Raw genomic sequence first — 23,100 nt, 5'->3', positions numbered from 1 at the left:
CATTCGCGCCCGGACCCGGTTCACCCGGTCCGGGCCGGATCGTCGGCCGCCGGACCGCGGATGCGTAAAATTTTCGGCATTCGCACGAGAATTCGATTTCAATACGTAATTATTTCCTGATGTTTAACTCGATTCAGCATATCGGTAACGAATTGATTTATTTATTCGAATCGAGAATATTTCACGCGTGAATTGGAATAATTTTTTTGTTAGCCTTTTCGGCGACAGCGAGTGGCCGACAGGCCCGCGAACACACTAATTTCTAACCGATGTGGGAATGCCAACCATGCTGAAAGTCACCAAAGCCGTGTTTCCCGTGGCGGGCCTCGGAACACGCTTCCTGCCGGCCACCAAGGCAAGCCCGAAGGAAATGCTGCCGATCGTCGACAAGCCGCTGATTCAATACGCGGTGGAAGAAGCGATTGCCGCCGGCATCACCGAGATGATCTTCGTGACGGGCCGCAGCAAGCGCGCCATCGAAGATCATTTCGACAAGTCCTACGAAATCGAAGCCGAACTCGAGGCGCGCAACAAACAGAAACTGCTCGATCTCGTGCGCAGCATCAAGCCGGCCAACGTCGACTGCTTCTATGTGCGTCAGGCCGAAGCGCTCGGCCTCGGCCATGCGGTGCTGTGCGCCGAAAAACTGGTGGGCGACAGCCCGTTCGCCGTGATTCTTGCCGACGACTTGCTGCACAGCACGAAACCGGTGATGAGCCAGTTGGTCGACACGTTCAACCACTATCACAGCTCGGTCATCGGCGTCGAAACCATCGCGCGCGAAGACAGCCGTTCGTACGGTGTCGTGGATGGCAAGGAGTGGGAAGACAACGTGATCAAGCTGTCGGGCATCGTCGAGAAACCGGCGCCGGACCAGGCGCCGTCGAACCTCGGCGTGGTGGGCCGCTATGTGCTGATGCCGACCATCTTCAAGCATATCCGGGCGCTGAAGCCCGGCGCGGGCGGCGAATTTCAATTGACCGATGCGGTGCAATCGCTGCTGACGGAAGAGCAGGTGCTCGCGTATCGCTACTTCGGCACGCGCTTCGATTGCGGCAGCAAGCTCGGCTATCTGAAGGCGACGGTGGAATTCGCGCTGCGTCATCCGGAAGTGAAGGCGGAGTTCGAAGCGTATTTGCAAACGTATATGCAGGCCAATCTGCCGGCTCAGTACACGGCTGAAGCGGCTTAACAGGATTGAGAGGCTTGAGCGGCTTGAGAGACTCAAGCGCTCGCGCCGCAACCGTTCCACGTAGCAGCGACGTGCGGCAGCAACGCTGCACATTAAAAAACGGGCGCCGCAAACCACGCGGCGCCCGCCTTTCTTTTCAGCCGGACTCAAGCATCGCTCGAGCGGCGGCTAAATAAACCTTCAGCCCTTCTTCACTTCCAGCCGGAACTTGTGCAGCAACGGTTCCGTGTAGCCGCTCGGCTGTGCGCGTCCTTCGAACACCAGCGCGTGCGCGGCCTTGAACGCCAGCGAGTCGAAGTTCGGCGCGATCGGCTTGTAGTGAGGATCGCCCGCGTTCTGCCCGTCGACCACCTTCGCCATGCGCTTGAAGGTTTCTTCGACCAGCTCGCGCGTCACCACGCCGTGATGCAGCCAGTTGGCGATGTGCTGGCTGGAAATGCGCAGCGTTGCACGGTCTTCCATCAGGCCGACGTTGTGAATGTCCGGCACCTTCGAGCAGCCCACGCCCTGATCGATCCAGCGTACCACGTAGCCGAGAATGCCTTGCACGTTGTTGTCGAGTTCGCTGCGGATCTCGGCATCGCTCCACTTCGCCGTTTCGACGACCGGAATCGCCAACAGGCCGTCGAGCAGTTCGTCGCGCACTTTCGAATAGTCCGTGCGTTCCAGTTCCTGCTGAACCGCTTGCACGTCGACCTGGTGATAGTGCAGCGCGTGCAGCGTCGCGGCGGTCGGCGAGGGCACCCATGCGGTGTTCGCGCCGGATTTCGGATGGGCGATCTTCTGTTCGAGCATCGCGTGCATCAGGTCCGGCATCGCCCACATGCCCTTGCCGATCTGCGAGCGGCCCCGCAGGCCCGCGCTCAAACCGGCCAGCACGTTGCTGCGCTCGTATGCGGTAATCCACGCGCTCGACTTCATGTCGCCCTTGCGGATCATCGGGCCGGCTTCCATCGCCGTGTGCATTTCGTCGCCGGTGCGGTCGAGGAACCCCGTGTTGATGAACGCAACGCGCTCCGACGCTTCGGCGATACAGGCGAGCAGGTTGACGCTGGTGCGGCGCTCCTCGTCCATGATGCCCATCTTGATTGTGTTGCGCGGCAGCTTCAGCAGGTCTTCGACGCGTGCGAACAGTTCGCACGCGAACGCGACTTCAGCCGGGCCGTGCATTTTCGGCTTCACGATATAGATCGAGCCGGTGCGCGAGTTCAGTTTGTGCTGACGGTCGTGCAGTGCGCACAGCGTGGTGATCACCGCATCGAGAATGCCTTCCGGAATCTCTTTGCCGTCCTGGGTCAGCACGGCCGGATTCGTCATCAAATGACCGACGTTGCGGATGAACAGCAGCGAGCGGCCATGCAGTTTCAGCGACGACGAACCGTCCGCGGTTTTATATTCACGATCCGCATTCAGACGGCGCGTGAAGGTCTTGCCGTTCTTCGTGACCGCTTCGGTCAGATCGCCGTTCATCAGGCCGAGCCAGTTGCGATAGAGCTGGACCTTGTCGTCGGCGTCGACGGCGGCCACCGAGTCTTCGCAGTCGATGATCGTGCTCACCGCCGCTTCGACCAGCACGTCCTTCACATGTGCCGAATCGGTCTTGCCGATCGGATCGTTCGCGTCGATCTGGATCTCGAAGTGCAGGCCGTTGTGCTTGAGCAGCACAGCGGACGGCGCGCCGGCTTCGCCCTGATAGCCGATGAACTGCGCCGGCGTTTTCAGTTCGGTCGTGCCGCTCTTCAATGCGACAACCAGTTTGCCGCCTTCGACGCCATAACGCGTTGCATTGGCATGCGAGCCGTTCGCGAGCGGGGCGGCCTGATCGAGAAACGTGCGCGCATAAGCGATCACCGCGGCGCCGCGCACCGGGTTGAAGGCCTTCTGCTTTTCGGCGCCGTGGGTCTCGGGGATCGCATCGGTGCCGTACAGCGCGTCATACAGGCTGCCCCAGCGCGCGTTCGCGGCGTTCAGCGCGTAGCGCTGGTTGGACAGCGGCACCACGAGTTGCGGGCCGGCCTGTTCGGCGATTTCGGTGTCCACGTGGTCGGTCGTGGCTTTGACGCTCGCGGGTACCGGCACGATATAGCCGATGCCTTCGAGAAAGGCGCGATACGCGCGCAGATCGCGCACCGGACCCGGATTGGCGCGATGCCAGTTATCGAGTTCCGTTTGCAGGCGGTCGCGTTCGGCCAGCAGCGCACGGTTTTTGGGCGCCAGCTCGTGCACGAGGGCGTCGAAACCCGACCAGAATGCGGCGCTGTCGATACCGGTGCCGGGCAGGGCTTCCGTTTCGACGAACTGGTCGAGGTTGGCGGCGACTTGCAGTCCACCGCGCGGGTTCATCTGAGTCATCGACTGCTCCATCTGAATGGGGCCGATGTGGGGGCATCGGCCCGCGTTGTGTTTCTGTTTAGCTTCTTCTATTGTTGCCGCGAAAAAAATCAGGCGGCGATGCTTTGAATACCCGCGCGAGCGATCTGCGCGTCCTGATCCGACTTGACGCCCGACACGCCCACCGCTCCGACCACCTGGCCGTCGACGATCACCGGCACGCCGCCTTCCAGCGTGCCTTGCAGCGGCGCGCTCAGGAATGCAGTGCGGCCGTTGTTGATCATGTCTTCATATACCTTGGTTTCGCGGCGGCCAATCGCCGAAGTGCGGGCTTTTTCCGTCGCGATGTAGGCGCTGGCCGGGGCGCTGCCGTCCAGACGCAGCAGCCCGAGCGGATGGCCGCCGTCGTCGACCACCACGATAGCGACGGCCCACTGGTTCTTCTCGGCCTCCGCACGGGCGGCTTCGAGGATTCGGGTCGTTTCGGCAACGGTCAACACGGGTTTGCTCAGCATAGTGAATTTCCTGTCTCGTTTAATGGTAGGGATGCTTCTACAAGTGCTATCCGGTGGCGCACCGGAGTACGCCGCGCGCCGTCCAGATGCGTCTGGCGAGGATTTTACGTCCATTATCCGCGTGACCGGCTCTCGCCGCGCAGAGCTTTACAATCGACCCCTACGACAGAAAATATCGCAGGTCCCCACACCATGCCTACTATCAGCGAGCTTTACGTTTATCCGATCAAATCGTGCGCCGGCATTGCGCTGAACAAAGCGCGCCTGCTCGCCACCGGCTTCGAATACGATCGAAGCTGGATGGTGACCGACCCGAGCGGCGCGATGCTCACACAGCGTGCGTATCCGCGCATGGCGTTGATCAAGGTCGCGCTCGCCGAGCATGAGTTGGTGATCAGCGCGCCGGGCATGAACGAACTGCGTACACCGCTCGACGCGGCCGAACTCGCCGCGCCGCAACCGGTGCAAACCACCGTCTGGAATGACGCGGCCCACGGGCTCGACACCGGCGACGCCAGTGCCGCATGGTTTTCGACGTTTCTCGGCGTGCCGGCGCGGCTGTTGCGCTTCGATCCGCGGCACGAGCGCGTCGTCGATCCGGAATACACCGGCGAGATCGGCGCAACCACGCATTTCGCCGACGGCTTTCCGTTGCTGGTGATCGGCCAGTCGTCGCTCGACGATCTGAATACCCGCCTGAACCGCAAGGGCGCGCCGTCGATTCCGATTGACCGGTTCCGGCCGAACGTCGTGTTGACGGGGCTCGATCCGTACGAAGAGGACTATGTGGAAAGTCTGAGTGTCGGCAGCGAAGCCCAGGCCGTGCAGTTCGTGCAATTGCAACTGGTCAAACTGTGCTCGCGTTGTCCGATGCCGACCATCGATCAGACCAAAGGCGCGCCCGACCCCGACTGGCCGAACGAACCGACCGACACGATGAGCGTCTACCGCGCGAATGCGCAGCGCGGCGGGGCGTTGACGTTCGGCAACAATGCGATCGTCGCGCGTGGAGCGGGGGCATGGCTGCGCGTCGGGCAAGAAGTCGAAGCCGAGTTGGGGTTCGGCGACTAGGTTTTGGCCGATGAGTTGACAGACGAGTTTACGTGCGTCCGCGGTTCATGCCGCTTGCGCAATCGCTTCGCCCGCAACCTGGCCGTTGGCCACATCCGCCGACTCGTTGTTCGATTCATTGCCCCACTCAGCCCCGCGCTCGACGCTCTCGCTGACCGCGCTCCCCACCAGAATCACTGCAGGACTGCTGAACCCCGCGCGCGCGGCATCGGCGGCGAGTCTATCCAGGCGGGTCAGCAAACGCCGCTCGTTCACTGCGCCCGCCCATTGGACGACGGCGGCCGGCGTATCGGCAGGCAGACTCGCCAGTAACGCTGCGGCGAGACTCTCGATGCGCCGCATCCCCATATAGATCGCCAGCGTGGTGCGGGTCGCGGCCAGCGCGGCCCAATCCGGTTCGCCGTGATCTTCCGTGTGCGCGGTGACGAAGCTCACGCCGTGGCAATGGCGGCGATGCGTCAGCGAAATGCCGAGGCTTGCCGCCGCGGCAAAACCGGACGAGATTCCGTTGACGATCTCCACCGGAATCCGCGCGCCGCGCAGTGCCGCGAGTTCTTCGCCGGCGCGGCCGAACAGCAGCGCTTCGCCGCCTTTGACGCGCACTACATGCAAGCCCTTGAGCGCATAGCGCTGCATCAGGCGTTCGATGAACGCTTGCGGCGTCGAACGGCAACCGCCGCGCTTGCCGACGCGAATCACGCGCGCCTGCGGCGCCAGCGAGACGATCTCGGGATTGGCGAGGTCGTCGAGCAGCACGACGTCGGCGGCCGCCAGCGCTTTGGCGGCCTTGAGCGTGAGCAGGTCGAGGTCGCCCGGGCCGGCGCTCAATAAGGTGACCTTGCCTGTGGTTGTCTTCATCGCGATGTCCTTAGCTTCTGTGTGGGCCGACGGTAGCCGTACTTACTGTCAGCGCCCAATAAAAAACGGCGCCCGCTCGTGATGGTCACGAGGGGACGCCGTTGTCCGTTTGCTGCTCACTATATTTAAGCGGAGCGAAACACTGCGCTGTGTTTCGCTCGGGTTACATGCGGGTTTCATGCACTCGCGGGGGCATTGCCGGAAGGCTCGGCACCCACTCATGCAAGTACTACGCCATCACGCGACAACGCGCGCCCAACCCTTGCCACGCTTCGCCGGCAGGCCGGGAAATGCATCGGAAACGCACCGCTCGCGTGCGTGCCCCTCGCACGTCCACAGTGCTGCGTCGCACCACCCGCGTGCCTGGCTGCATCAAAACGCGTCGCGTGCCGCGTTCGCCGCACGTGCGTGCCATTCGCCACAACGCCCCGCGCCACGGCCTTGCAGCGGGCATTTCACACAATTGGCACGACCTTTGCTGTAAGCCTTGCCATCGGATCAACGTGGATCCGGCGCGAGCGCAACAACACAGTGCTCGCTGCATCACAGGTTTGGACAACGGCGTCCCCCGAATTCAGTCATCGACTGGGTTCGCGGGACGCCGTTTTTTATTTCCAGAATCGCTTTCGCACACCAGCCAGCCGGCAGCGATTCAAGCCCAGCGCACATTGAGGAAACCGCGGTCATGAAAATCATCGTTATCGGTCACGGGATGGTCGGCCACAAACTGGTCGAATGCCTGGCGCAAGACGCCGCGCATGGCCTCGATATCACCGTGCTGTGCGAAGAATCGCGCCCCGCGTACGACCGCGTGCACCTGTCCGAATTTTTCGCGGGCAAGTCGGCGGACGATCTCTCGCTGGTCGAGCCGGGTTTCTTCGAACGCCAGAACGTGTTGCTCAGGCTGAACGCGAAGGCGGTCGCGATCGACCGTGACGGGCGCACCGTGACGGTGTCGACCGGCGAGACGCTGCCGTACGACAAGCTGGTATTCGCCACCGGCTCGTATCCGTTCGTGCCGCCGGTGCAGGGCCGCGAACGCGCCGACTGCTTTGTCTACCGCACCATCGACGACCTCGAAGCGATGCAGGAATGCGGCGCGCGCTCGAAGACGGGCACGGTGGTCGGCGGCGGTCTGCTCGGCCTCGAATGCGCGAAAGCATTGCGCGACATGGGCCTGCAAACCCACGTGGTCGAATTCGCGCCGCGCCTGATGGCGGTGCAGGTCGACGACGGCGGCGGCCGCGTGCTGCGCACCAAGATCGAAGAACTCGGCGTGACGGTCCACACGCAGAAGAACACCACGGCGATCGTCGACGGCGAGGATGGCACGCACCGCATGCAGTTTGCCGACGGCAGCCATCTCGACACCGACATGATCGTGTTCTCCGCCGGTATCCGTCCGCGCGACGACCTCGCACGCGAGAGCGGGCTGACGCTCGGCGCGCGCGGCGGCATCGTGATCGACAACGCGTGCCGCACGAGCGATCCGCACATCTACGCGATCGGCGAGTGCGCGCTGTGGAACGGTCAACTGTTCGGCCTCGTCGCGCCGGGTTATGAAATGGCGCGCGCGGTGGCGAAGCAACTGCTCGGCGACTCGGCGGAATTTGCCGGCGCCGACATGAGCACCAAGCTCAAGCTGATGGGCGTGGACGTCGCGAGCATCGGCGATGCGCACGGCAACACGCCGGGCAGCCGCACGTACCAGTTCAGCGATGAACGCAAGCAGGTCTACAAGAAGCTGGTGGTGTCGGAGTGCGGCAAGCAACTGCTCGGCGCGGTGATGGTGGGCGATGCGAGCGAATACGGCACGCTGCTGCAGATGATGCTGAACCGTATCGAATTGCCGGAAGCGCCGGAATTCCTGATCCTGCCGCAAAGCGACGGCAAGGCCAGGCCCGGACTTGGGGTTGACGCGCTGCCCGAGGCCGCGCAGATCTGCTCGTGCAACAACGTTTCCAAAGGCGAAATCTGCGCGGCGGTGTGCGCGGGCGCGACCAGTATCGGCGCTGTAAAGAGCGCGACATGCGCCGGCACGTCGTGCGGCGGCTGCGTGCCGCTCGTCACCCAGGTGATGAAGGCCGAGATGAAGAAGCAGGGGCTCGCCGTCAACAACCACCTGTGCGAGCACTTCCCGTATTCGCGCCAGGAGCTGTATCACATCGTGCGTGTCGAGGGCGTGCGCAGCTTCGGCGAATTGCTGGCGAAACACGGTCACGGCCTCGGCTGCGATATCTGCAAACCGGCGGTGGCGAGCATCCTCGCGTCGTGCTGGAACGAATTCGTGCTGAAGAAAGAGCACGCGTCGCTGCAGGACACCAACGATTACTACCTCGCCAACATCCAGCGCGACGGCACCTATTCGGTCGTGCCGCGCATGCCGGGCGGCGAAGTGACACCCGACGGCCTGATCGCAGTCGGCCAGGTCGCGAAGAAATACGGCCTCTACACCAAGATCACCGGCGGTCAGCGGGTCGATATGTTCGGCGCGCGCGTCGAGCAGCTGCCGTTCATCTGGGAAGAACTGATCGCCGCCGGTTTCGAATCGGGCCATGCGTACGGCAAGTCGCTGCGCACCGTGAAATCGTGCGTCGGTTCGACGTGGTGCCGCTACGGCGTCGGCGATTCGGTGGGCCTCGCGGTCGAGATCGAGAACCGCTACAAGGGCCTGCGCACACCGCACAAGATCAAGTTCGGCGTGTCGGGCTGCACTCGCGAATGCGCGGAAGCACAGGGCAAGGACGTCGGCATCATCGCGACCGAGAAGGGCTGGAATCTCTACGTATGCGGCAACGGCGGCATGAAGCCGCGTCACGCCGAACTGCTCGCGTCGGACCTCGATAAAGACACGCTGGTGCGCTACATCGACCGCTTCCTGATGTTCTACGTGCGCACCGCCGACCGGCTGCAACGCACCAGCGTGTGGCGCGACAACCTCGAAGGCGGCCTCGGGTATCTGATCGACGTGGTCGTCAACGACCGGCTCGGTGTCGCGGCGGAACTCGAAGTCGAAATGCAGCACGTGGTCGACACCTACGAAGACGAGTGGAAAAAGGCCGTCACCGATCCTGAAACGCGCAAGCGCTTCCGTCACTTCGTCAACAGCGATCAGGCCGACAGCACCGTTACGTTCGTCGAAGAGCGCGGCCAGATCCGGCCCGCGACGCCTGTTGAGCGGCAATCGAAGCTGGCGGCGATTCCCGTCGTTGTCGAGACCGTCTGATTCTTTTTTCGCCATTTACCGAGGACTTCCGACATGAACATCGACCGCCTGCCGCGCACCTGGACGCCGATTTGCCCGCTCGACGACATCGTTCCGAACACGGGCGTTTGCGCGCTCGTCAACGGCGAACAGGTGGCGGTATTTCATGTGAGCGACGGCGACGCGAACAACAGCGTGTTCGCGATCGAAAACTTCGATCCGGGTTCGCAAGCCGCCGTGCTCTCTCGCGGGCTGATCGGCAGCCTTGGCGAGCGCCTCGTGGTGGCCTCGCCGATCTACAAGCATCATTTCGATCTGCGCACCGGCGAGTGCCTTGAAACACCGGAATATGCCGTCAGCGCGTTTGCCGCGCGGGTGGAAGACGGCCAGGTGTGGGTCGCGGTCTGAGCTGCTGATTATTCCCTTTTCTTCGAACGATCTCACGCGACATGGCGAGCAATAGCGTAAAAACCGTGTGCCCTTACTGCGGCGTTGGCTGCGGAATGGTGCTGCACGTCGAGGACGGCCAGGTCGTCAAGATTTCCGGTGACAAGGAGCATCCGGCCAACCTCGGGCGGCTGTGCACGAAGGGCCAGTCGGCACACGTCGCGTTGCGCAAGTCGGGACGTCTGGAAGGCGCGTTCGTGCGCCACACGCGCGACCAGGACCCGGCGCCGCTGCCGATGGCGCAGGCGATCAGCAGCACGGCGGCACGCTTGCGCGGCCTGCTCGACGAGCACGGGCCAAACGCGCTGTCGTTCTATGTGTCCGGTCAGATGTCGATCGAAGCGCAGTATCTCGTCAACAAGCTCGCGAAGGGTTTTGTCGGCACCAACAACATCGAATCGAATTCGCGGCTGTGCATGGCGAGCGCGGGCAGCGGCTATAAGCTTTCGCTCGGCGCGGACGGCCCGCCGGGATCGTATGAAGACATCGACCACGCCGATCTGTTCTTCGTGATCGGCGCGAATATGGCGGACTGCCACCCGATTCTGTTCCTGCGGATGATGGATCGCGTGAAGGCGGGCGCCAAACTGATCGTCGTCGATCCGCGCCGCAACACGACTGCCGACAAGGCCGACCTGTTCATGCAGATCAAGGCGGGCACCGACCTCGCGTTGCTTAACGGCTTGCTACATCTGCTGCATCAGAACGGTCATACGGATGCGAGCTTTATCGCCGAGGCCACCGAAGGCTGGGACGAGATGCCCGCGTTCCTCGCCGACTACACGCCGGAGAAGGTCTCCGGGATCACGGGCCTGGCCGTCGAGGACATCCACAAAGCCGCGCAATGGATCGGCGCGGCGCCCGAGTGGATGAGCTGCTGGACGATGGGCCTCAATCAAAGCACGCACGGCACGTGGCATACGAACGCGATCTGCAATCTGCATCTGGCGACAGGCAAGATCTGCCGTCGCGGCAGCGGACCGTTTTCGCTGACCGGCCAGCCGAATGCGATGGGCGGCCGCGAAATGGGCTACATGGGTCCCGGTTTGCCGGGCCAGCGTTCGGTGCTCGTCGAAGAAGACCGCGCGTTCATCGAGGAGCTGTGGGGTATTCCGAAGGGCACACTGAAGCGCGAGACCGGCAACGGCACGATCGATATGTTTGCCCGCATGGCCGCGGGCGAGATCAAGGCGTGCTGGATCATCTGCACCAATCCGGTGGCGAGCGTCGCGAACCGTCAGAACGCCATCGGCGGTTTGCGGGCGGCGGAACTGGTGATCGCCCAGGACGCGTTCCTCGACACCGAGACCAACCGTTACGCCGACGTGCTGTTACCCGGCGCGCTGTGGGCCGAAGCCGAAGGTGTGATGATCAACTCGGAGCGCAATCTGACGCTGATGCAAAAGGGCATCGAGCCGCCGGGTGCCGCGTTGCCGGATTGGCAGATCATCGCGCGCATCGCCTGCGAAATGGGTTTCGCCGACGCGTTCAGCTACACGAGCGCCGAAGAAGTGTTCGCGGAAATCACCCGCGCGTCGAATCCGAAAACCGGCTACGACTTGCGCGGTGCGAGCCATCGCCGTCTGAAGGAAACGCCGCTGCAATGGCCGTTTGCGTCGGAAGACTCGGGCGAGCGCAACCCGGTTCGCTATCTCAACGACGGCGTCAGTCAGACGCTGAAGGAACTGCCCGACGGCAGCCGTCCGCGGCTCGTGTTTCCGACCGCAAGCGGCAAGGCGGTGTTCTTCGCGCGTGCTTATGCGGCCCCCGCCGAATTGCCCGATGCGGAATTTCCGATCGTGTTGAACACTGGCCGCTTGCAGCATCAATGGCACACGATGACCAAGACCGGCAAGGTTGCGATGCTCAACAAGCTGAACCCGGGGCCGTTCGTCGAGATTCATCCCGAAGACGCCGCCACGCTCGGCATCAAGCCAAAAGACCCGGTCGAGATTCGCTCACGCCGTGGCCGTGCGGTGTTGCCCGCGGTCGTCACCGAACGGGTGAGCGCCGGCAACTGCTTCGCGCCGATGCACTGGAACGACGTATTCGGCGACGACCTGTGCATCAACGCCGTGACGAGCGATGCAATCGATCCGGTCTCGCAGCAACCTGAACTCAAGTTCTGCGCGGTCGCGCTGAGCCCGGTTGCGCTCGACACGATCGAGCCGACGACATTCGACACCCACGACGAGACGCTCGCCGATGCTTCTCGCGCATTGGCAAACGCAACGCCTGCGAGCGCCGAGGAGCCGGACATGCCCCGTATCAATGCACTCACAAGTTTGCTGCAGATTCCGCAGACACCCCCGCCGTCGTTCAACGAGGCCGAGCATGCCTATCTCGCCGGTTTTGTCGGCGGGCTGCGCTCGGCTGAAGCACAGGGCCTCGACAGCGTGCCGGTCCTGCCGCCCAGCGCACCGTTCAATGCTGCGACGCGCCTCTATGTGGACGGATTGCTCGGCGGGTTGTATAGCCGCAGCGGTCTGAACGCGGCGTCGCGCGCCGCGCCTGCGCCGCAGACGGACGAGGCGCAGGCGTCCGCGGTGCGCATCGTGCGTGTGCGGCCCAAGGTGACGTTGTTGTGGGCCTCGCAAACCGGCAATACCGAATCGCTCACCGAACGTTACGCCACGCGCCTGATGGAATCGGGCTTCGAGATCCGCACATCGTGCATGGAGGACTACCCGGTCTCGGCGCTCGCCAAAGCGCAATACGTGCTGCTGATGACGAGCACCTACGGCGACGGCGATCCGCCGGATAACGCGCAAAGCTTCTGGACGCAACTGGCGAGCGACGCCGTGCCTCGTCTCGAAGGCGTGCACTACGCCGTGCTGGCGCTTGGCGACCGCAACTACGACCAGTTTTGCGGTCATGGCCGCCGCCTGGATGAACGCCTGATGGCTCAAGGCGCGCTGCGTCTTCTCGATCGCACCGATTGCGATAGCGAGTACCAGGAGATCGCCGACGCGTGGCTCGAACGGATCATCGTCCGCATCAAGGAAGAAGATGCCGCGCTGTATGCGGTGCCGCGAGACGGCATGATCAATGCCGTGGTGCCGGGCGTCGTGCCGACTAAAACGCGACCGGCAGCGTCGCGTCTGGTGAAGAACCTGAAATTGAATAAGCAGGGCGCCGTGAAGGATACGCGCTACTTCTCGCTGAACACCGGCGACTCGGGTCTCGAATATGAAGTCGGCGATGCATTGGGCGTATGGCCGAGCAATTGCCCCGAATTGGTCGATGAATTGATCAGCCTGAGCGGGCTGAGCGCCGACGCCGCCGTGAACGTGTCCGGTGCGGGTGAAATGCGCCTCGCCGATGCACTCGGCAAGCACTACGAAATTGCCCGTCCGAACCCTGACGCACTCGCATTCGTCGCCTCGCGCAGCCGCAACGGCGCGCTGCGCGATCTGCTGGCGCCTGAGCGCAAGGCCGACCTCAAGCAGTGGCTGTGGGGGCAACAGCTCGCCGATGTGCTGCATGAATTTCCGGTGGACCTGACGGCGTCCGAATTGACCGGCATGCTCAAGCGCCTGCAGCCGCGCCTGTACTCGATCGCATCGAGCCCCAAAGCGCATCCGGGCGAAGTCCATCTGACCGTTGCCGCGGTTCGCTATAGCAATGGCCGCCGCAATCGCAAGGGCGTCTCGTCGACGTTTCTCGCCGACCGCGCGGGCGACGTGAACGTGCCGGTGTTCGTGCAGAAATCCGCGCACTTTCGTCCACCTCGCGGTTCGGACACGCCGACGATCATGGTCGGTCCCGGCACCGGCGTTGCACCGTTTCGCGGCTTTCTGCACGAGCGGCGTGCACGCGGCGATAAGGGGCGCAACTGGTTGTTCTTCGGCGAGCAACATGCCGCGACCGATTTCTACTATCGCGACGAACTCGAAGCGCTGCGCGACAGCGGCGTGTTGACCCGGCTCGATGTCGCGTTCTCACGCGATCAGACGGAAAAGATCTACGTGCAGGACCGCATGCGCGAGCAGGGCGCGCAACTCTGGTCATGGCTCGAAGACGGTGCGCATTTCTATGTATGCGGCGACGCAGGCCGGATGGCGAGAGATGTCGACGCGATGCTCAAGGATGTGGTCGCCCGCCACGGCGGCATGAGCGAGGAAAAAGCGCTCGAGTATGTGAGCCGACTCGCGCAGGAAAAGCGCTACGTACGTGACGTTTACTGATGTTTATCGACGTTTCGGCGTGCCGGAACAAGCACGGTTTCAGGTTTCAAAAAAGTAGGCAGGAAAGTATCAGCAGACGGCTTCGGATGGCATGAACGTTGCATGACCAGACCGGTGTTCAACATCGCGACCATTCCGGTGCGCAGTGCGCCAGCGCTGTGTGCCAGGTAAGCGAACAATCAGCATATGTGAGGATGTCTAATGAAAAACTTGTTGAGCTCCCTGAAAAGCGGGGACTGGCGCGCGCTAGTGGCGTGTTTCCTCTATTTCGACACCGGCTTCACCGTCTGGGTGCTGTACGGGCCGCTCGCGCCGTTCATCAGCAAGAGCATTACCATGACGCCCGCGCAACAGGGCTTGCTGGTCGCGGTGCCGGTGCTGTCGGCGGCGATTCTGCGCGTGACGCTCGGTAACCTGTATCAATCGGCGCATGGCAAGCGCATCGCGCTGATGGGCGTGCTGCTGTCGGCGGTGCCGACGATCGTGCTGCCGCTGTTGCCCTCGGTGCCGTCGTACACGTTGCTGCTGGTGCTCGGGGTGTTTCTCGGCGTGGGCGGCGCGAGCTTCGCGGTGGCGCTGCCGATGGCCGGCAGCAACTATCCGCCGAAAGTGCAGGGCCTGGTCCTGGGTCTTGCCGCCGCAGGCAACATCGGCGCGGTGCTGGACGGCTTCCTGTTCCCGCAGCTGGCAACCCATTTGGGCTGGCAGGTGGCGGCCGGCGGCGCACTGCCGTTGCTCGCGATCTCAGCTATCACGCTGTACTTCTGGGCTAACGATTCCGGCGTGAAATCGGGCAGCGTACTGCGCGCGTTCGGCAGTTTCGCGGTGACGCTTGCTGGTTTGATCGTGCTGGTGCTGCTGGTCGAAGCGGGCATGTTCGGCTCCGGCAAGACCGGTGTGCTGCTGTTGCCGGTGATCGGCGCGCTGCTGGCGATCGCGGTGCTGCCGCACCGTTATCGCACGGTGCTGGCCGAGCGCGATACGTGGGTCATCATGCTGGTGTACAGCATCACGTTTGGTGGTTTTGTCGGCATGTCGTCGTACGTGACGCTGCTGTTGACCAACCTGTATCAGCTGTCGAAGATCGACGCAGGTTTGTTCATGGCGCTGCTTGCCGCGACCGGCGCGATCGTGCGGCCGCTCGGCGGGCTGATTGCCGACAAGGTGTCCGGCGTGCGCGCGCTGACGTTCCTGCTTGCAGTCATTTCGCTGGCCGACTTCGTGTTCGCCGCCGCGATGCCGTCGCTGACCGGCGGGATTGCGTTGCTGCTGTTGCTGTACGTGGCGTTCGGTCTCGGCAACGGCGCGACGTTCCAGCTCGTGCCGCATCGCTGGGCGGGGCGCACCGGGCTGATGTCGGGCATCGTGGGCGCCGCGGGCGGTATCGGCGGCTTCTATCTGCCGGTCGTGATGGGTATCGCGAAGGAGAGCACGGGCAGCTATCAGATGGGCTTTGCGACCTTCGGCGTGCTGGCCGCTTGTGCGTTCCTCGCGATCGTCGCGTTGCGCCGTCCGTGGATGGCGTGGTCGATGCAGACCAGCGTGATTCACGCGCACGCAACGGAGTAAGGCAACCTTGAACATCTGCGCTGTGCGACTGCCTTCAAAGCTCGCACAGCGCGGATGCCGGGCACAGCGCCGGGGCTAACCGAATCATAAGAACAAACATGAGTATCACGAGAGAACGGGTTCAAACGCCGTCGTCCGAAGCGGACGTTTCCAGCGAGGTATTGAGCTCGTTGATCAACATGGCAGGGCGTCAACGCATGCTTTCCCAGCGCATCGTGTTGCAGGCGATGCTGGCGTTCCAGCAGTTCGACGGCGCGCTCGCAATCGCACGCGATACGTTGCGCACGTTTGCGGACAGCCACGCGGCGCTCGTGCAAGGCCGCGACGATTTGCCCGGACTTTTCTCGCCGGCGCTCCGTGACGCATTTCACGGCAGAGAGAATGTCGCGAAGAAGATCGCGGACTTTATCGCGCTGGCGTCGGTGGTGCTCGAGGAGATCGAGCGCTCTTCACCGCGCGCGGATGAGGCGCTGAGGGCGCTGATCGAAACGGTCGATCCGTTGCTGACACATTTGCATGGCGTGACCGCCGTCTATGAGCAGGAAAGCCGGCGGATTGCGCGAGCGCAGAAAAAAGGCCAACAGGATCTGATCGACCGGATCAAGGCGATTGCGAAGGAAGCGCATATCGTGTCGTTCAACGGCCAGATCGTGGCGAGCCGCGCGAATGTGACCGGCCGCGAGTTCGCGGTGGTGGCCGGTGTGATGACCTCCATCACGCGTGAACTGGAAGCTGTGGTGAGCGCGTTTGTGAAGAAGACTTCGGCGGGGTGAGACTCCGGATGAACAGCGGCGGGTGGGAACATCAGTTGCTCAACATCGAAAAGCATGTCGACAAGGGCTAAACCGGCGGTCAGCCACGCACGTTTGAAGACGGCGGTGTTGCGCAGTTCCGCGCAGATTTTCGCGGCGCTCGGCGACGAGACGCGGCTGCGCCTGATCGCCGTATTGTGCGCGGGCAGTGCGATGTCGATCGCGCAACTGACCGCTGGAACGGCGATCACGCGGCAATCCGTGACCCAGCATTTGCAGGTGCTGGCCAATGCGGGCCTGGTGCGCGACGTCAAGGTCGGCCGTGAGCGCTTGTGGACGTTCGAGCCGGCACACCTCGAAGAAGCGCGGCGCGCGCTCGACGCGATCTCGCAGCAGTGGGATCACGCATTGCTGAAACTGAAGGCGGCGGTGGAGGAATGAGGGCGGGGTTGACGGGGTTAAGTAAGCGCGCGTTGAGAGTCAGCCGGCGTTGCCGAAAAAGCCCTCGCGAAACGCATTGAACACGGACTCGATGAACGACGGTGTTTGCTCGAGAAGCCGCGCACGGTGTCCCATCATGTGTTCGAGGATACGTGGATAGTCTTCGCCGAATGCCAGTACCTGCGCAATCAATTTGCCGGTTTCCGCCGAGGCGATCGCCGCGGTGTCGTGGCCGAGCAGCGCGGCACCCGCGATTTCCAGTTGATGATCGTAACGCTCGACGAGATCGTAAGTCTCGTCGTACAGACGCGCATGGTTGCCTGCCGCGGCATAGTTGCCAAGCAGAAAGAGCAGATCGGTGGCATCTTTTCTGTCGACTGCATGACGGTCATGCCAGGCGACGATTTTCAGCATCGTCTGGCCCGGCAGCGAGGCCACAGGTACAGCCAGATCCGCCGCCACCTGCACCATGATGGCGTCGGTCAGCGCTTCAGCGAAACCGGCTACGTTCATCCGTACCGCCTGATCGGGCGGCCAGGCGATTTCGCCTGCATTGCCGGCATGACCCTCCACGCCGCCGAAAGGAACAATGTCCAGCCACATCAGCTCGCCGCTGCCGGGATCCCGGTAATACAACCGATGCGCCTCGCCGCGTTGTTCGAAGGCGCCGCCGGCGATCAGCGCCTGCTTGAGCGCGGTGTGGCCAGTCCAGCTTTCGACGCTCACGCCGATATCGACGTCGGCGGTGGCACGCGTGGCCTCAATGCCGTGCACGTGGGTCAGCATGATGTCGCGCGCGGTAGCGCCGCCGACGAACCATTCGACATTCGATACGCGTGCCGCCTCTGCGACATGCCGCAGCAGTTCGACGACGAGCGCCGGCAGCGGCCGGCTGCCGGGCAGCTCAAGTGGAGAGGAATTGCTCACGTAGCATCCGCGCGGTTTCGATGTTGCGAGAATCGCCTGTCGCGATCAGGTCGGCATAAATCAGTACCGGATGCACGACCGATGGCGGCACGTTCGGCGTCCCGCTGGGCACAACCGGCGGAATGGGTGCATTCAATACTTCCACCTCGCCGTCCGGATCGAGCCGCAGGCGGGCGTCGATCAGCCATTTGCGCGGTATCGCCTGCTGGCAATAGAGCGTCACGGTTGCCGGCTTCAGATAACCGGTGAGAAGCGCTGCGGCCACTTCACCACCGAACTGGCATTGCTCGCGCTGCGGATCGATGTTGCGCCACCATGCCGGATCTTCGGCGCGGTAGCGGTTCACCAGCAACTGGCTGCGAAGGCGGGAAGGGTACAGTGCAGCCCATTCGTCGAGCGAGCGGGCCGCGTCGGCAAACACGAAACCATCTTTGCGTTCGATGATATCGCCCCGTTCGACGAGATCGCGGAACGTCGACTGCGCGGTGCCCAGACTGACCTTCGCGCGCTGGGCGATGGCACGTTGCCCCGCATTGATGAGCGTTCGATCGCAAAGCAGGGCCAGCACCACTTTCATGCCCTTGGTGGTCCATGCGCGGTCTTTTATGCGGCTTGCCATGCCGGTGCGTTTTTCGCCCGAGATCATGATCAGGTTGCCGTCGCTTTGTATGACGGCGTTGCCGGACATATCCAGCGCATCGAGGCCCAACTCGCGGCAATGTCGAAGCAGATTGGGCGACAGGTAGGGCGTCACGACCACGAAGGGATCGTCGGCGCGGATGTGGGCGGTCGATTTGATCGCCGCGAGCGTGGCGAAGCGGTCGACATTGTCCACCAGCAGCACGGGCCGCGCCCAGATCCTATCCGGCGACGCCTGGAACTGTATCTTCGCCGCATAGTGGGCGCGAAGCGGCGGCCGGAGGATTTTGGTGGCCACGCCCGTTGCAGCGGAAAACGCGGCGGCGGCGGCCTGAACCGTTGGGTCGGGCACGAACGGCGGCGAGGATTTGCGTGGCATGGTCCACCCTTTGTTCAATTTTTATGAGTGTATACGTAACGTGAACAGGCTGCAAAATTGAACGCCGGCGCAGCGTTGCTCTGGTGTTCAGAAAAATATCATGTATACGTAACGTGAACATCGGGAAAAATTGAACACTGCGCCCGGCCGTACCACAATCTGAAGTGGGAAACGCGTATGAGGCTCAACCCTGGATAAACGTGACTTTTCCGAATGTTTGTCCCGCAAATTATTCGCTTGTGGCGCGCTGTGCCGAGGAGAAAAATTCGCTCCATGCGCCATCGGCATGAAGCTCATAGCCGGAGGTCATGCGTTTTTGCACCACGCCTTTCAGGAGACGACCATGCGACTCGATCGCAATTTTGCTAACGGCCGGTTTATTGAACCTGGCGCCGAATCCGCTAGCGACGAGCTCATCGCCGTCTACAACCCGGCAACCGAAGTCGAAATTGCCCACGTCACGGGCGCTTCGAAGGCCGAAGTGATCGCCGCGGTCGACGCCGCAGCAGCCGCGCAAAAAGCGTGGCGCAAGCTGCCTTCGGCCGAGCGCGCGGTCTATCTGCACAAGCTCGCCGATGCATTGACCGAATGCGCGCCCGCCATCGGCGCGGCGCTGGCGCTGGAGTCGGGCAAGAGCGTCGCCGACGCCACCAACGAAGCGATCTACGCCGGCCAGATCACTCGCTATCACGCCGAATGGGCGCGCCGTATCGAAGGCGAAGTGATTCCGAGCGATACGCCCGACGAAAACCTCGTGCTGCACCGCGAGCCGATCGGCGTGGTCGCCTGTCTGATTCCGTTCAACTATCCGGTCTATACGTTCATGCGCAAGGTGGCGCCCGCGCTGATCGCCGGCAATACGGTGGTGGTCCGCCCGAGCAACAACACGCCGACCTCCGCGTTCGAGATTGCCCGCGCGGTCGAACGTGCAGGCTTGCCCGCAGGCGTGGTCAACATTCTCGCCATGAATCATGCAACCGCCGAAGCGCTCTGCACGCATCCGAAGGTCGGCATGATCACGCTGACAGGCAGTGTCGGCGCGGGCCGCAAGGTGCTCGAATACTGCAAGGCGAACATCGCCAGGCCGTCGCTGGAACTGGGCGGGAAGACGCCCGCGATCATCGAGGCGGATGCCGATCTGGAGAAAGCCGCGCGCGATCTGGTCGCCTCCAAGACCACGCATTGCGGCCAGCTTTGTACGGCGATCGAGCGCGTCTACGTTCACGAAAGCGTGCATGACCACTTCGTCGCGCTGCTGAAGAAACACATGAGCGCAGTGGAGATCGGCGACCGCAGCGAGCAGCCCTCGCTGATGGGTCCGCTCGTCAACGAAGCGTCGCGCCAGTCGATTCACGCGATGGTCGAGCGTGCGCTCGCCGCGGGCGCCACACTCGAAACCGGCGGCAAGCTGCCGCAAGGCAAGGGCTTCTTCTATCCGCCTACCTTGCTGTCGAACTGCCGGCAGGACATGGAAATCATCCAGGAAGAAACCTTCGGTCCGATCATGCCGGTCGTCAAATACCGCACGCTCGACGAAGCGCTGGAGATGGCCAACGACCATCAATTCGGTTTGTCGTCGGTGCTCTATACCGAGAACTATCGCAGCGCCATGAAGATCGCCAACGGCATCGAAGCGGGCGAACTGTATGTGAACCGCACGCCGGCCGATCCGTATCAAGGATTCCACGCGGGCTGGAAGCGTTCGGGCCTCGGCGGCGACGACGGCAAGCACGGCATGCTCGAATTCACGCAGACCCGTCTCGTGGTGATGAAGTACTGATGGACCGGCGCGTGCCGGGACAGCAATCAACGGTACGCGTCTTTCCTGAAACCCGCAGCTAAACCCATAACAAAACCATATTGGAGACCCGGCAAACCGGTAGACCGGCGCTGTGTCTCTCAGGAGCGCTCAAGTGTCATCTCAACCCGTTCGAACTACCGCGTCGCTCGCTTTAAGCGAGCACGAAGCCGCACTGCAAAACAGCAAGGCGCAACGCTACCTGCAGCTCATGTTGCTGGTGCTGGCAGCCGGTGCAATTTACCCGATTCTGTATCTGCGGCAGGTCTATCAGCCGACGATGCTCGACGTGTTTCACATCACCGATAGTCAGCTTGGCTATCTGTATTCGTCGCTGGGCACGATTTTTCTGTTGAGTTATCTGCCGAGCGGCTGGCTCGCCGATCGCATCGCGCCGCGCCTGTTGATCTGCTTTTCGCTGATCGCAACCGGCGTGCTGGGCTTGTGGTATTCGACCGCGCCGTCGTTCCAGGTGCTGATGGTGATCTTCGGCGGCTGGGGTTTGTCGACCGGATTGACGTTCTGGGCCGCCGTCATCAAGCGCGTGACGATGATCGCCGGCACGCATGAGCAGGGCCGCTTCTTCGGCTTGCTCGACGGCGGGCGAGGCCTGATCGAAGCGATGCTCGCGACCGTCGCGATCACGCTGTTCGCATGGTTCACGCAAACCAGGGGCGAGCCGGTTGCGGCCGGTTTCAAGCTGGTCGTCTATATGTACGCGTTTCTTTGCATCGCGCTCGGTGTGGTACTCGCGCTGATCAAAGACCCGCAAGGCGCCGCCGTGACCCATCGCGCCGCGCGCAAACGCAGCAACGTGCTGGTCGATCTGAAAACGCTCGCGACGATTCCCGAGTTATGGCTCGTCGCCGCAATCGTGTTCTGCGGCTATCAGGTGTTCTGGGCCACCTACAGTTTCTCCGCGTATCTGCATGAAGGCGAGATCGGTTTGACGGTGGTGATGGCCGGCACGATCACCACGCTCAAGCTGTGGATGCGGCCGATCGGCGGCATCGGCGGCGGCTTTCTCGGCGACCGTTATTCGAAGGTGTCGGTGCTGGTGATTGCGCTCTTTCTCGCGGCGTTGTCGCTGCTTGGCCTGATGGCGGCGCCGCGCATTTCCAGCCACGTGCTGCTGGTGTTCCTCGTGCTGTTCATCGGCATTCTGACGTACGCGATTCGCGGCCTGTACTGGTCGCTGCTGGATCGCTGCAACATTCCCGTCGAAACGATGGGGCTCGCGATCGGCCTGATATCCGTGCTCGGTTATTCGCCGGACGTGTTCCTGCCGCTGATCAACGGCTATCTGACGCAGAACTTCCCGGGCGTCTTCGGTTACCAGCTTTACTTCGGCTATGTGGCCGGAATGGCGGCGCTCGGCGGCTTCGCCGGCCTTGCGCTGAGAAACATGCATGGGTTCGGAGTAAGCGCTAAAGCGCTAACTCCGATCGACAGCTTTGCATGGGATCGGAGTAAGCGCTAAAGCGCTAACTCCGATCGACACAGGAAAGGAGGGTGCGTAAATGAAAGTTGTCTCGCTTGAAACGCATGTCGTTGCCGTACCGCCGCCGCATCTCGGCGGCATGTACTGGATTTTCGTCAAACTGAAGACCGACTGCGGTATTGAAGGCGTCGGCGAAATCTATTCGGCGACATTCCATCCGAACGCGATGACCCACATCATCGACGATGTATTCGGCCGCTATCTGCTCGATAAGGATCCGCACCATATCGAGCGGCTCTGGCGCGAAGCGTATTCGAGCGGCTTCACGCAACGCCCCGATCTGACGATGATGGGTGTGGTGAGCGGGCTGGAAATGGCGTGCTGGGACATCGTCGGCAAGGCCGCGAACAAGCCGGTCTATGAACTGCTCGGCGGGATGGTGAACGAGCGTCTGCGCTCGTACACCTATCTCTATCCGAAGAACAGCCGCGGCGAATACGACTACGACGATCCCGACCTCGCCGCCGAATGCGCGGCCGAGAACGTGAAGCGTGGCTTCACGGCGGTCAAGTTCGATCCGGCCGGGCCGTACACGGCGTACTCGGGGCATCAACTGTCGATGGAAGTGCTCGACCGCTGCGAAACCTTCTGCCGCAAGGTGCGTGAAGCGGTCGGCAGCAAGGCCGATCTGCTGTTCGGCACGCATGGGCAGATGGTGCCGTCGTCCGCGATCCGGCTTGCCAGGCGCCTCGAAAAATACGATCCGCTGTGGTTCGAAGAGCCGGTGCCGCCGGGCCAGGAAGGCGCGATGGCGCAAGTCGCGCAGCACACCAGCATTCCGATTGCCGCCGGCGAGCGCCTTACTACCAAGTACGAATTCTTCAAGCTGCTCGAAGCGGGCGCGGCGTCGATTTTGCAATTGAACGTGGCGCGCGTGGGCGGTTTGCTCGAAGCGAAGAAAGTGGCGACGCTCGCCGAGGTGTATTACGCGCAGATCGCGCCGCACCTGTACAACGGGCCGATCGGCGCGGCGGCCAGCATTCAGCTGGCGACCTGCACGCCGAACTTCCTGATTCAGGAAAGCATCGGGACGTGGGACGGTTTCCATGCGGCGGTATTGAGGAAACCGATTCAATGGGAAGACGGCTACATCATTCCGCCGCAGGAACCGGGCCTTGGCGTCGAACTGAACATGGAAGTGGTCAGGCAACACACGCCATACACCGGCGAGCGTCTGCATCTGCAAATGGCAGCTCTTCCGGCCGACGTGAAAGATCTCGCGCCGGCCAGGGGTTGAACCCGGGTTGGGCCTGGGTTCAATCTTTTGTACGCATTCACTGGATTGAGC

General features: G+C 62.6%; 16 protein-coding genes. 11 read left to right on the top strand and 5 right to left on the bottom strand.

Annotated features, from left to right (window positions below; genetic code table 11):
* The first annotated feature begins 286 nt into the window (after window positions 1–286).
* Complete coding sequence (gene galU / locus WN982_RS11610) at window positions 287–1,192, top strand: UTP--glucose-1-phosphate uridylyltransferase GalU (RefSeq protein WP_341312158.1); 906 nt, start codon at window positions 287–289, stop codon at window positions 1,190–1,192.
* Window positions 1,193–1,372: 180 nt separating this feature from the next.
* Here the strand turns inward: galU and WN982_RS11605 are convergent, their stop codons facing one another.
* Together WN982_RS11605 and WN982_RS11600 are read right to left on the bottom strand one after the other, a co-directional pair.
* Window positions 1,373–3,544, bottom strand: coding sequence for a malate synthase G (locus WN982_RS11605; RefSeq protein ID WP_341312157.1), 2,172 nt, complete (start codon window positions 3,542–3,544; stop codon window positions 1,373–1,375).
* Window positions 3,545–3,633: 89 nt separating this feature from the next.
* Window positions 3,634–4,038 (bottom strand): heme-binding protein, encoded by a 405-nt coding sequence (locus WN982_RS11600; RefSeq protein ID WP_341312156.1) that lies wholly within the window; start codon window positions 4,036–4,038, stop codon window positions 3,634–3,636.
* A gap of 192 nt (window positions 4,039–4,230) precedes the next feature.
* Here WN982_RS11600 and WN982_RS11595 point away from each other — a divergent pair, with 192 nt between their 5' ends.
* Complete coding sequence (locus tag WN982_RS11595; RefSeq protein ID WP_341312155.1) at window positions 4,231–5,109, top strand: MOSC N-terminal beta barrel domain-containing protein; 879 nt, start codon at window positions 4,231–4,233, stop codon at window positions 5,107–5,109.
* A gap of 45 nt (window positions 5,110–5,154) precedes the next feature.
* Here the strand turns inward: WN982_RS11595 and cobA are convergent, their stop codons facing one another.
* Window positions 5,155–5,967, bottom strand: a complete 813-nt coding sequence (gene cobA, locus WN982_RS11590; protein ID WP_341312154.1) for a uroporphyrinogen-III C-methyltransferase — start codon at window positions 5,965–5,967, stop codon at window positions 5,155–5,157.
* Between the two features lie 685 nt (window positions 5,968–6,652).
* On the opposite strand from cobA, the gene nirB reads away from it, so the two are divergent.
* From nirB to WN982_RS11560, 6 genes are all read left to right on the top strand, one after another.
* Complete coding sequence (gene nirB, locus WN982_RS11585; protein ID WP_341312153.1) at window positions 6,653–9,193, top strand: nitrite reductase large subunit NirB; 2,541 nt, start codon at window positions 6,653–6,655, stop codon at window positions 9,191–9,193.
* 33 nt (window positions 9,194–9,226) lie between these two features.
* The gene (gene nirD, locus WN982_RS11580; RefSeq protein ID WP_341312152.1) at window positions 9,227–9,580 is read left to right on the top strand and encodes a nitrite reductase small subunit NirD; all 354 of its coding nucleotides are present in this window, start codon (window positions 9,227–9,229) and stop codon (window positions 9,578–9,580) included.
* Between the two features lie 41 nt (window positions 9,581–9,621).
* A complete protein-coding gene (locus tag WN982_RS11575) occupies window positions 9,622–13,806 on the top strand; it encodes a bifunctional nitrate reductase/sulfite reductase flavoprotein subunit alpha (protein WP_341312151.1) in 4,185 nt (1,394 codons plus the stop codon).
* 201 nt (window positions 13,807–14,007) lie between these two features.
* The gene (locus WN982_RS11570; protein WP_341312150.1) at window positions 14,008–15,375 is read left to right on the top strand and encodes an MFS transporter; all 1,368 of its coding nucleotides are present in this window, start codon (window positions 14,008–14,010) and stop codon (window positions 15,373–15,375) included.
* Between the two features lie 98 nt (window positions 15,376–15,473).
* Window positions 15,474–16,148 carry a type IV pili methyl-accepting chemotaxis transducer N-terminal domain-containing protein gene (locus WN982_RS11565; protein ID WP_341312149.1) on the top strand — a complete coding sequence of 225 codons (675 nt, stop codon included), beginning with the start codon at window positions 15,474–15,476 and terminating at the stop codon, window positions 16,146–16,148.
* Between the two features lie 54 nt (window positions 16,149–16,202).
* Window positions 16,203–16,568 carry a metalloregulator ArsR/SmtB family transcription factor gene (locus WN982_RS11560; protein ID WP_341312148.1) on the top strand — a complete coding sequence of 122 codons (366 nt, stop codon included), beginning with the start codon at window positions 16,203–16,205 and terminating at the stop codon, window positions 16,566–16,568.
* A 39-nt stretch (window positions 16,569–16,607) separates the two neighbouring features.
* On the opposite strand, the gene WN982_RS11555 is transcribed toward WN982_RS11560, so the two are convergent.
* Window positions 16,608–17,495, bottom strand: a complete 888-nt coding sequence (locus tag WN982_RS11555) for a nucleotidyl transferase AbiEii/AbiGii toxin family protein (RefSeq protein ID WP_341312147.1) — start codon at window positions 17,493–17,495, stop codon at window positions 16,608–16,610.
* The gene (locus tag WN982_RS11550; RefSeq protein WP_341312146.1) at window positions 17,473–18,531 is read right to left on the bottom strand and encodes a type IV toxin-antitoxin system AbiEi family antitoxin; all 1,059 of its coding nucleotides are present in this window, start codon (window positions 18,529–18,531) and stop codon (window positions 17,473–17,475) included. Before WN982_RS11550 ends, WN982_RS11555 begins: the two co-directional genes overlap by 23 nt.
* Window positions 18,532–18,856: 325 nt before the next feature.
* Between WN982_RS11550 and aldA the strand changes: the two genes are divergently transcribed.
* The 3 genes from aldA to WN982_RS11535 all read left to right on the top strand — a co-directional run bounded on the left by aldA (window position 18,857) and on the right by WN982_RS11535 (window position 23,049).
* On the top strand, window positions 18,857–20,293 hold the full coding sequence (gene aldA, locus WN982_RS11545; protein ID WP_341312145.1) for an aldehyde dehydrogenase: 1,437 nt from the start codon (window positions 18,857–18,859) through the stop codon (window positions 20,291–20,293).
* A 133-nt stretch (window positions 20,294–20,426) separates the two neighbouring features.
* On the top strand, window positions 20,427–21,791 hold the full coding sequence (locus WN982_RS11540; protein WP_341312144.1) for an MFS transporter: 1,365 nt from the start codon (window positions 20,427–20,429) through the stop codon (window positions 21,789–21,791).
* A 40-nt stretch (window positions 21,792–21,831) separates the two neighbouring features.
* Complete coding sequence (locus WN982_RS11535; protein WP_341312143.1) at window positions 21,832–23,049, top strand: mandelate racemase/muconate lactonizing enzyme family protein; 1,218 nt, start codon at window positions 21,832–21,834, stop codon at window positions 23,047–23,049.
* Window positions 23,050–23,100 lie beyond the last annotated feature (51 nt).

Source organism: Paraburkholderia sp. IMGN_8 (assembly GCF_038050405.1).
Taxonomy (GTDB): Bacteria; Pseudomonadota; Gammaproteobacteria; order Burkholderiales; family Burkholderiaceae; genus Paraburkholderia.
Note: the sequence above shows the minus strand (reverse complement) of the source record. Positions and strands in the feature narration are given on the sequence as shown.

What these genes read in the sequence shown, in the direction of transcription:
- galU (WP_341312158.1), top strand. Translation starts at nt 287, where the DNA reads ATGCTGAAAGTCACCAAAGCCGTGTTTCCCGTGGCGGGCCTCGGAACA.
- WN982_RS11605 (WP_341312157.1), bottom strand. Translation starts at nt 3,544, where the DNA reads ATGACTCAGATGAACCCGCGCGGTGGACTGCAAGTCGCCGCCAACCTC.
- WN982_RS11600 (WP_341312156.1), bottom strand. Translation starts at nt 4,038, where the DNA reads ATGCTGAGCAAACCCGTGTTGACCGTTGCCGAAACGACCCGAATCCTC.
- WN982_RS11595 (WP_341312155.1), top strand. Translation starts at nt 4,231, where the DNA reads ATGCCTACTATCAGCGAGCTTTACGTTTATCCGATCAAATCGTGCGCC.
- cobA (WP_341312154.1), bottom strand. Translation starts at nt 5,967, where the DNA reads ATGAAGACAACCACAGGCAAGGTCACCTTATTGAGCGCCGGCCCGGGC.
- nirB (WP_341312153.1), top strand. Translation starts at nt 6,653, where the DNA reads ATGAAAATCATCGTTATCGGTCACGGGATGGTCGGCCACAAACTGGTC.
- nirD (WP_341312152.1), top strand. Translation starts at nt 9,227, where the DNA reads ATGAACATCGACCGCCTGCCGCGCACCTGGACGCCGATTTGCCCGCTC.
- WN982_RS11575 (WP_341312151.1), top strand. Translation starts at nt 9,622, where the DNA reads ATGGCGAGCAATAGCGTAAAAACCGTGTGCCCTTACTGCGGCGTTGGC.
- WN982_RS11570 (WP_341312150.1), top strand. Translation starts at nt 14,008, where the DNA reads ATGAAAAACTTGTTGAGCTCCCTGAAAAGCGGGGACTGGCGCGCGCTA.
- WN982_RS11565 (WP_341312149.1), top strand. Translation starts at nt 15,474, where the DNA reads ATGAGTATCACGAGAGAACGGGTTCAAACGCCGTCGTCCGAAGCGGAC.
- WN982_RS11560 (WP_341312148.1), top strand. Translation starts at nt 16,203, where the DNA reads ATGTCGACAAGGGCTAAACCGGCGGTCAGCCACGCACGTTTGAAGACG.
- aldA (WP_341312145.1), top strand. Translation starts at nt 18,857, where the DNA reads ATGCGACTCGATCGCAATTTTGCTAACGGCCGGTTTATTGAACCTGGC.
- WN982_RS11535 (WP_341312143.1), top strand. Translation starts at nt 21,832, where the DNA reads ATGAAAGTTGTCTCGCTTGAAACGCATGTCGTTGCCGTACCGCCGCCG.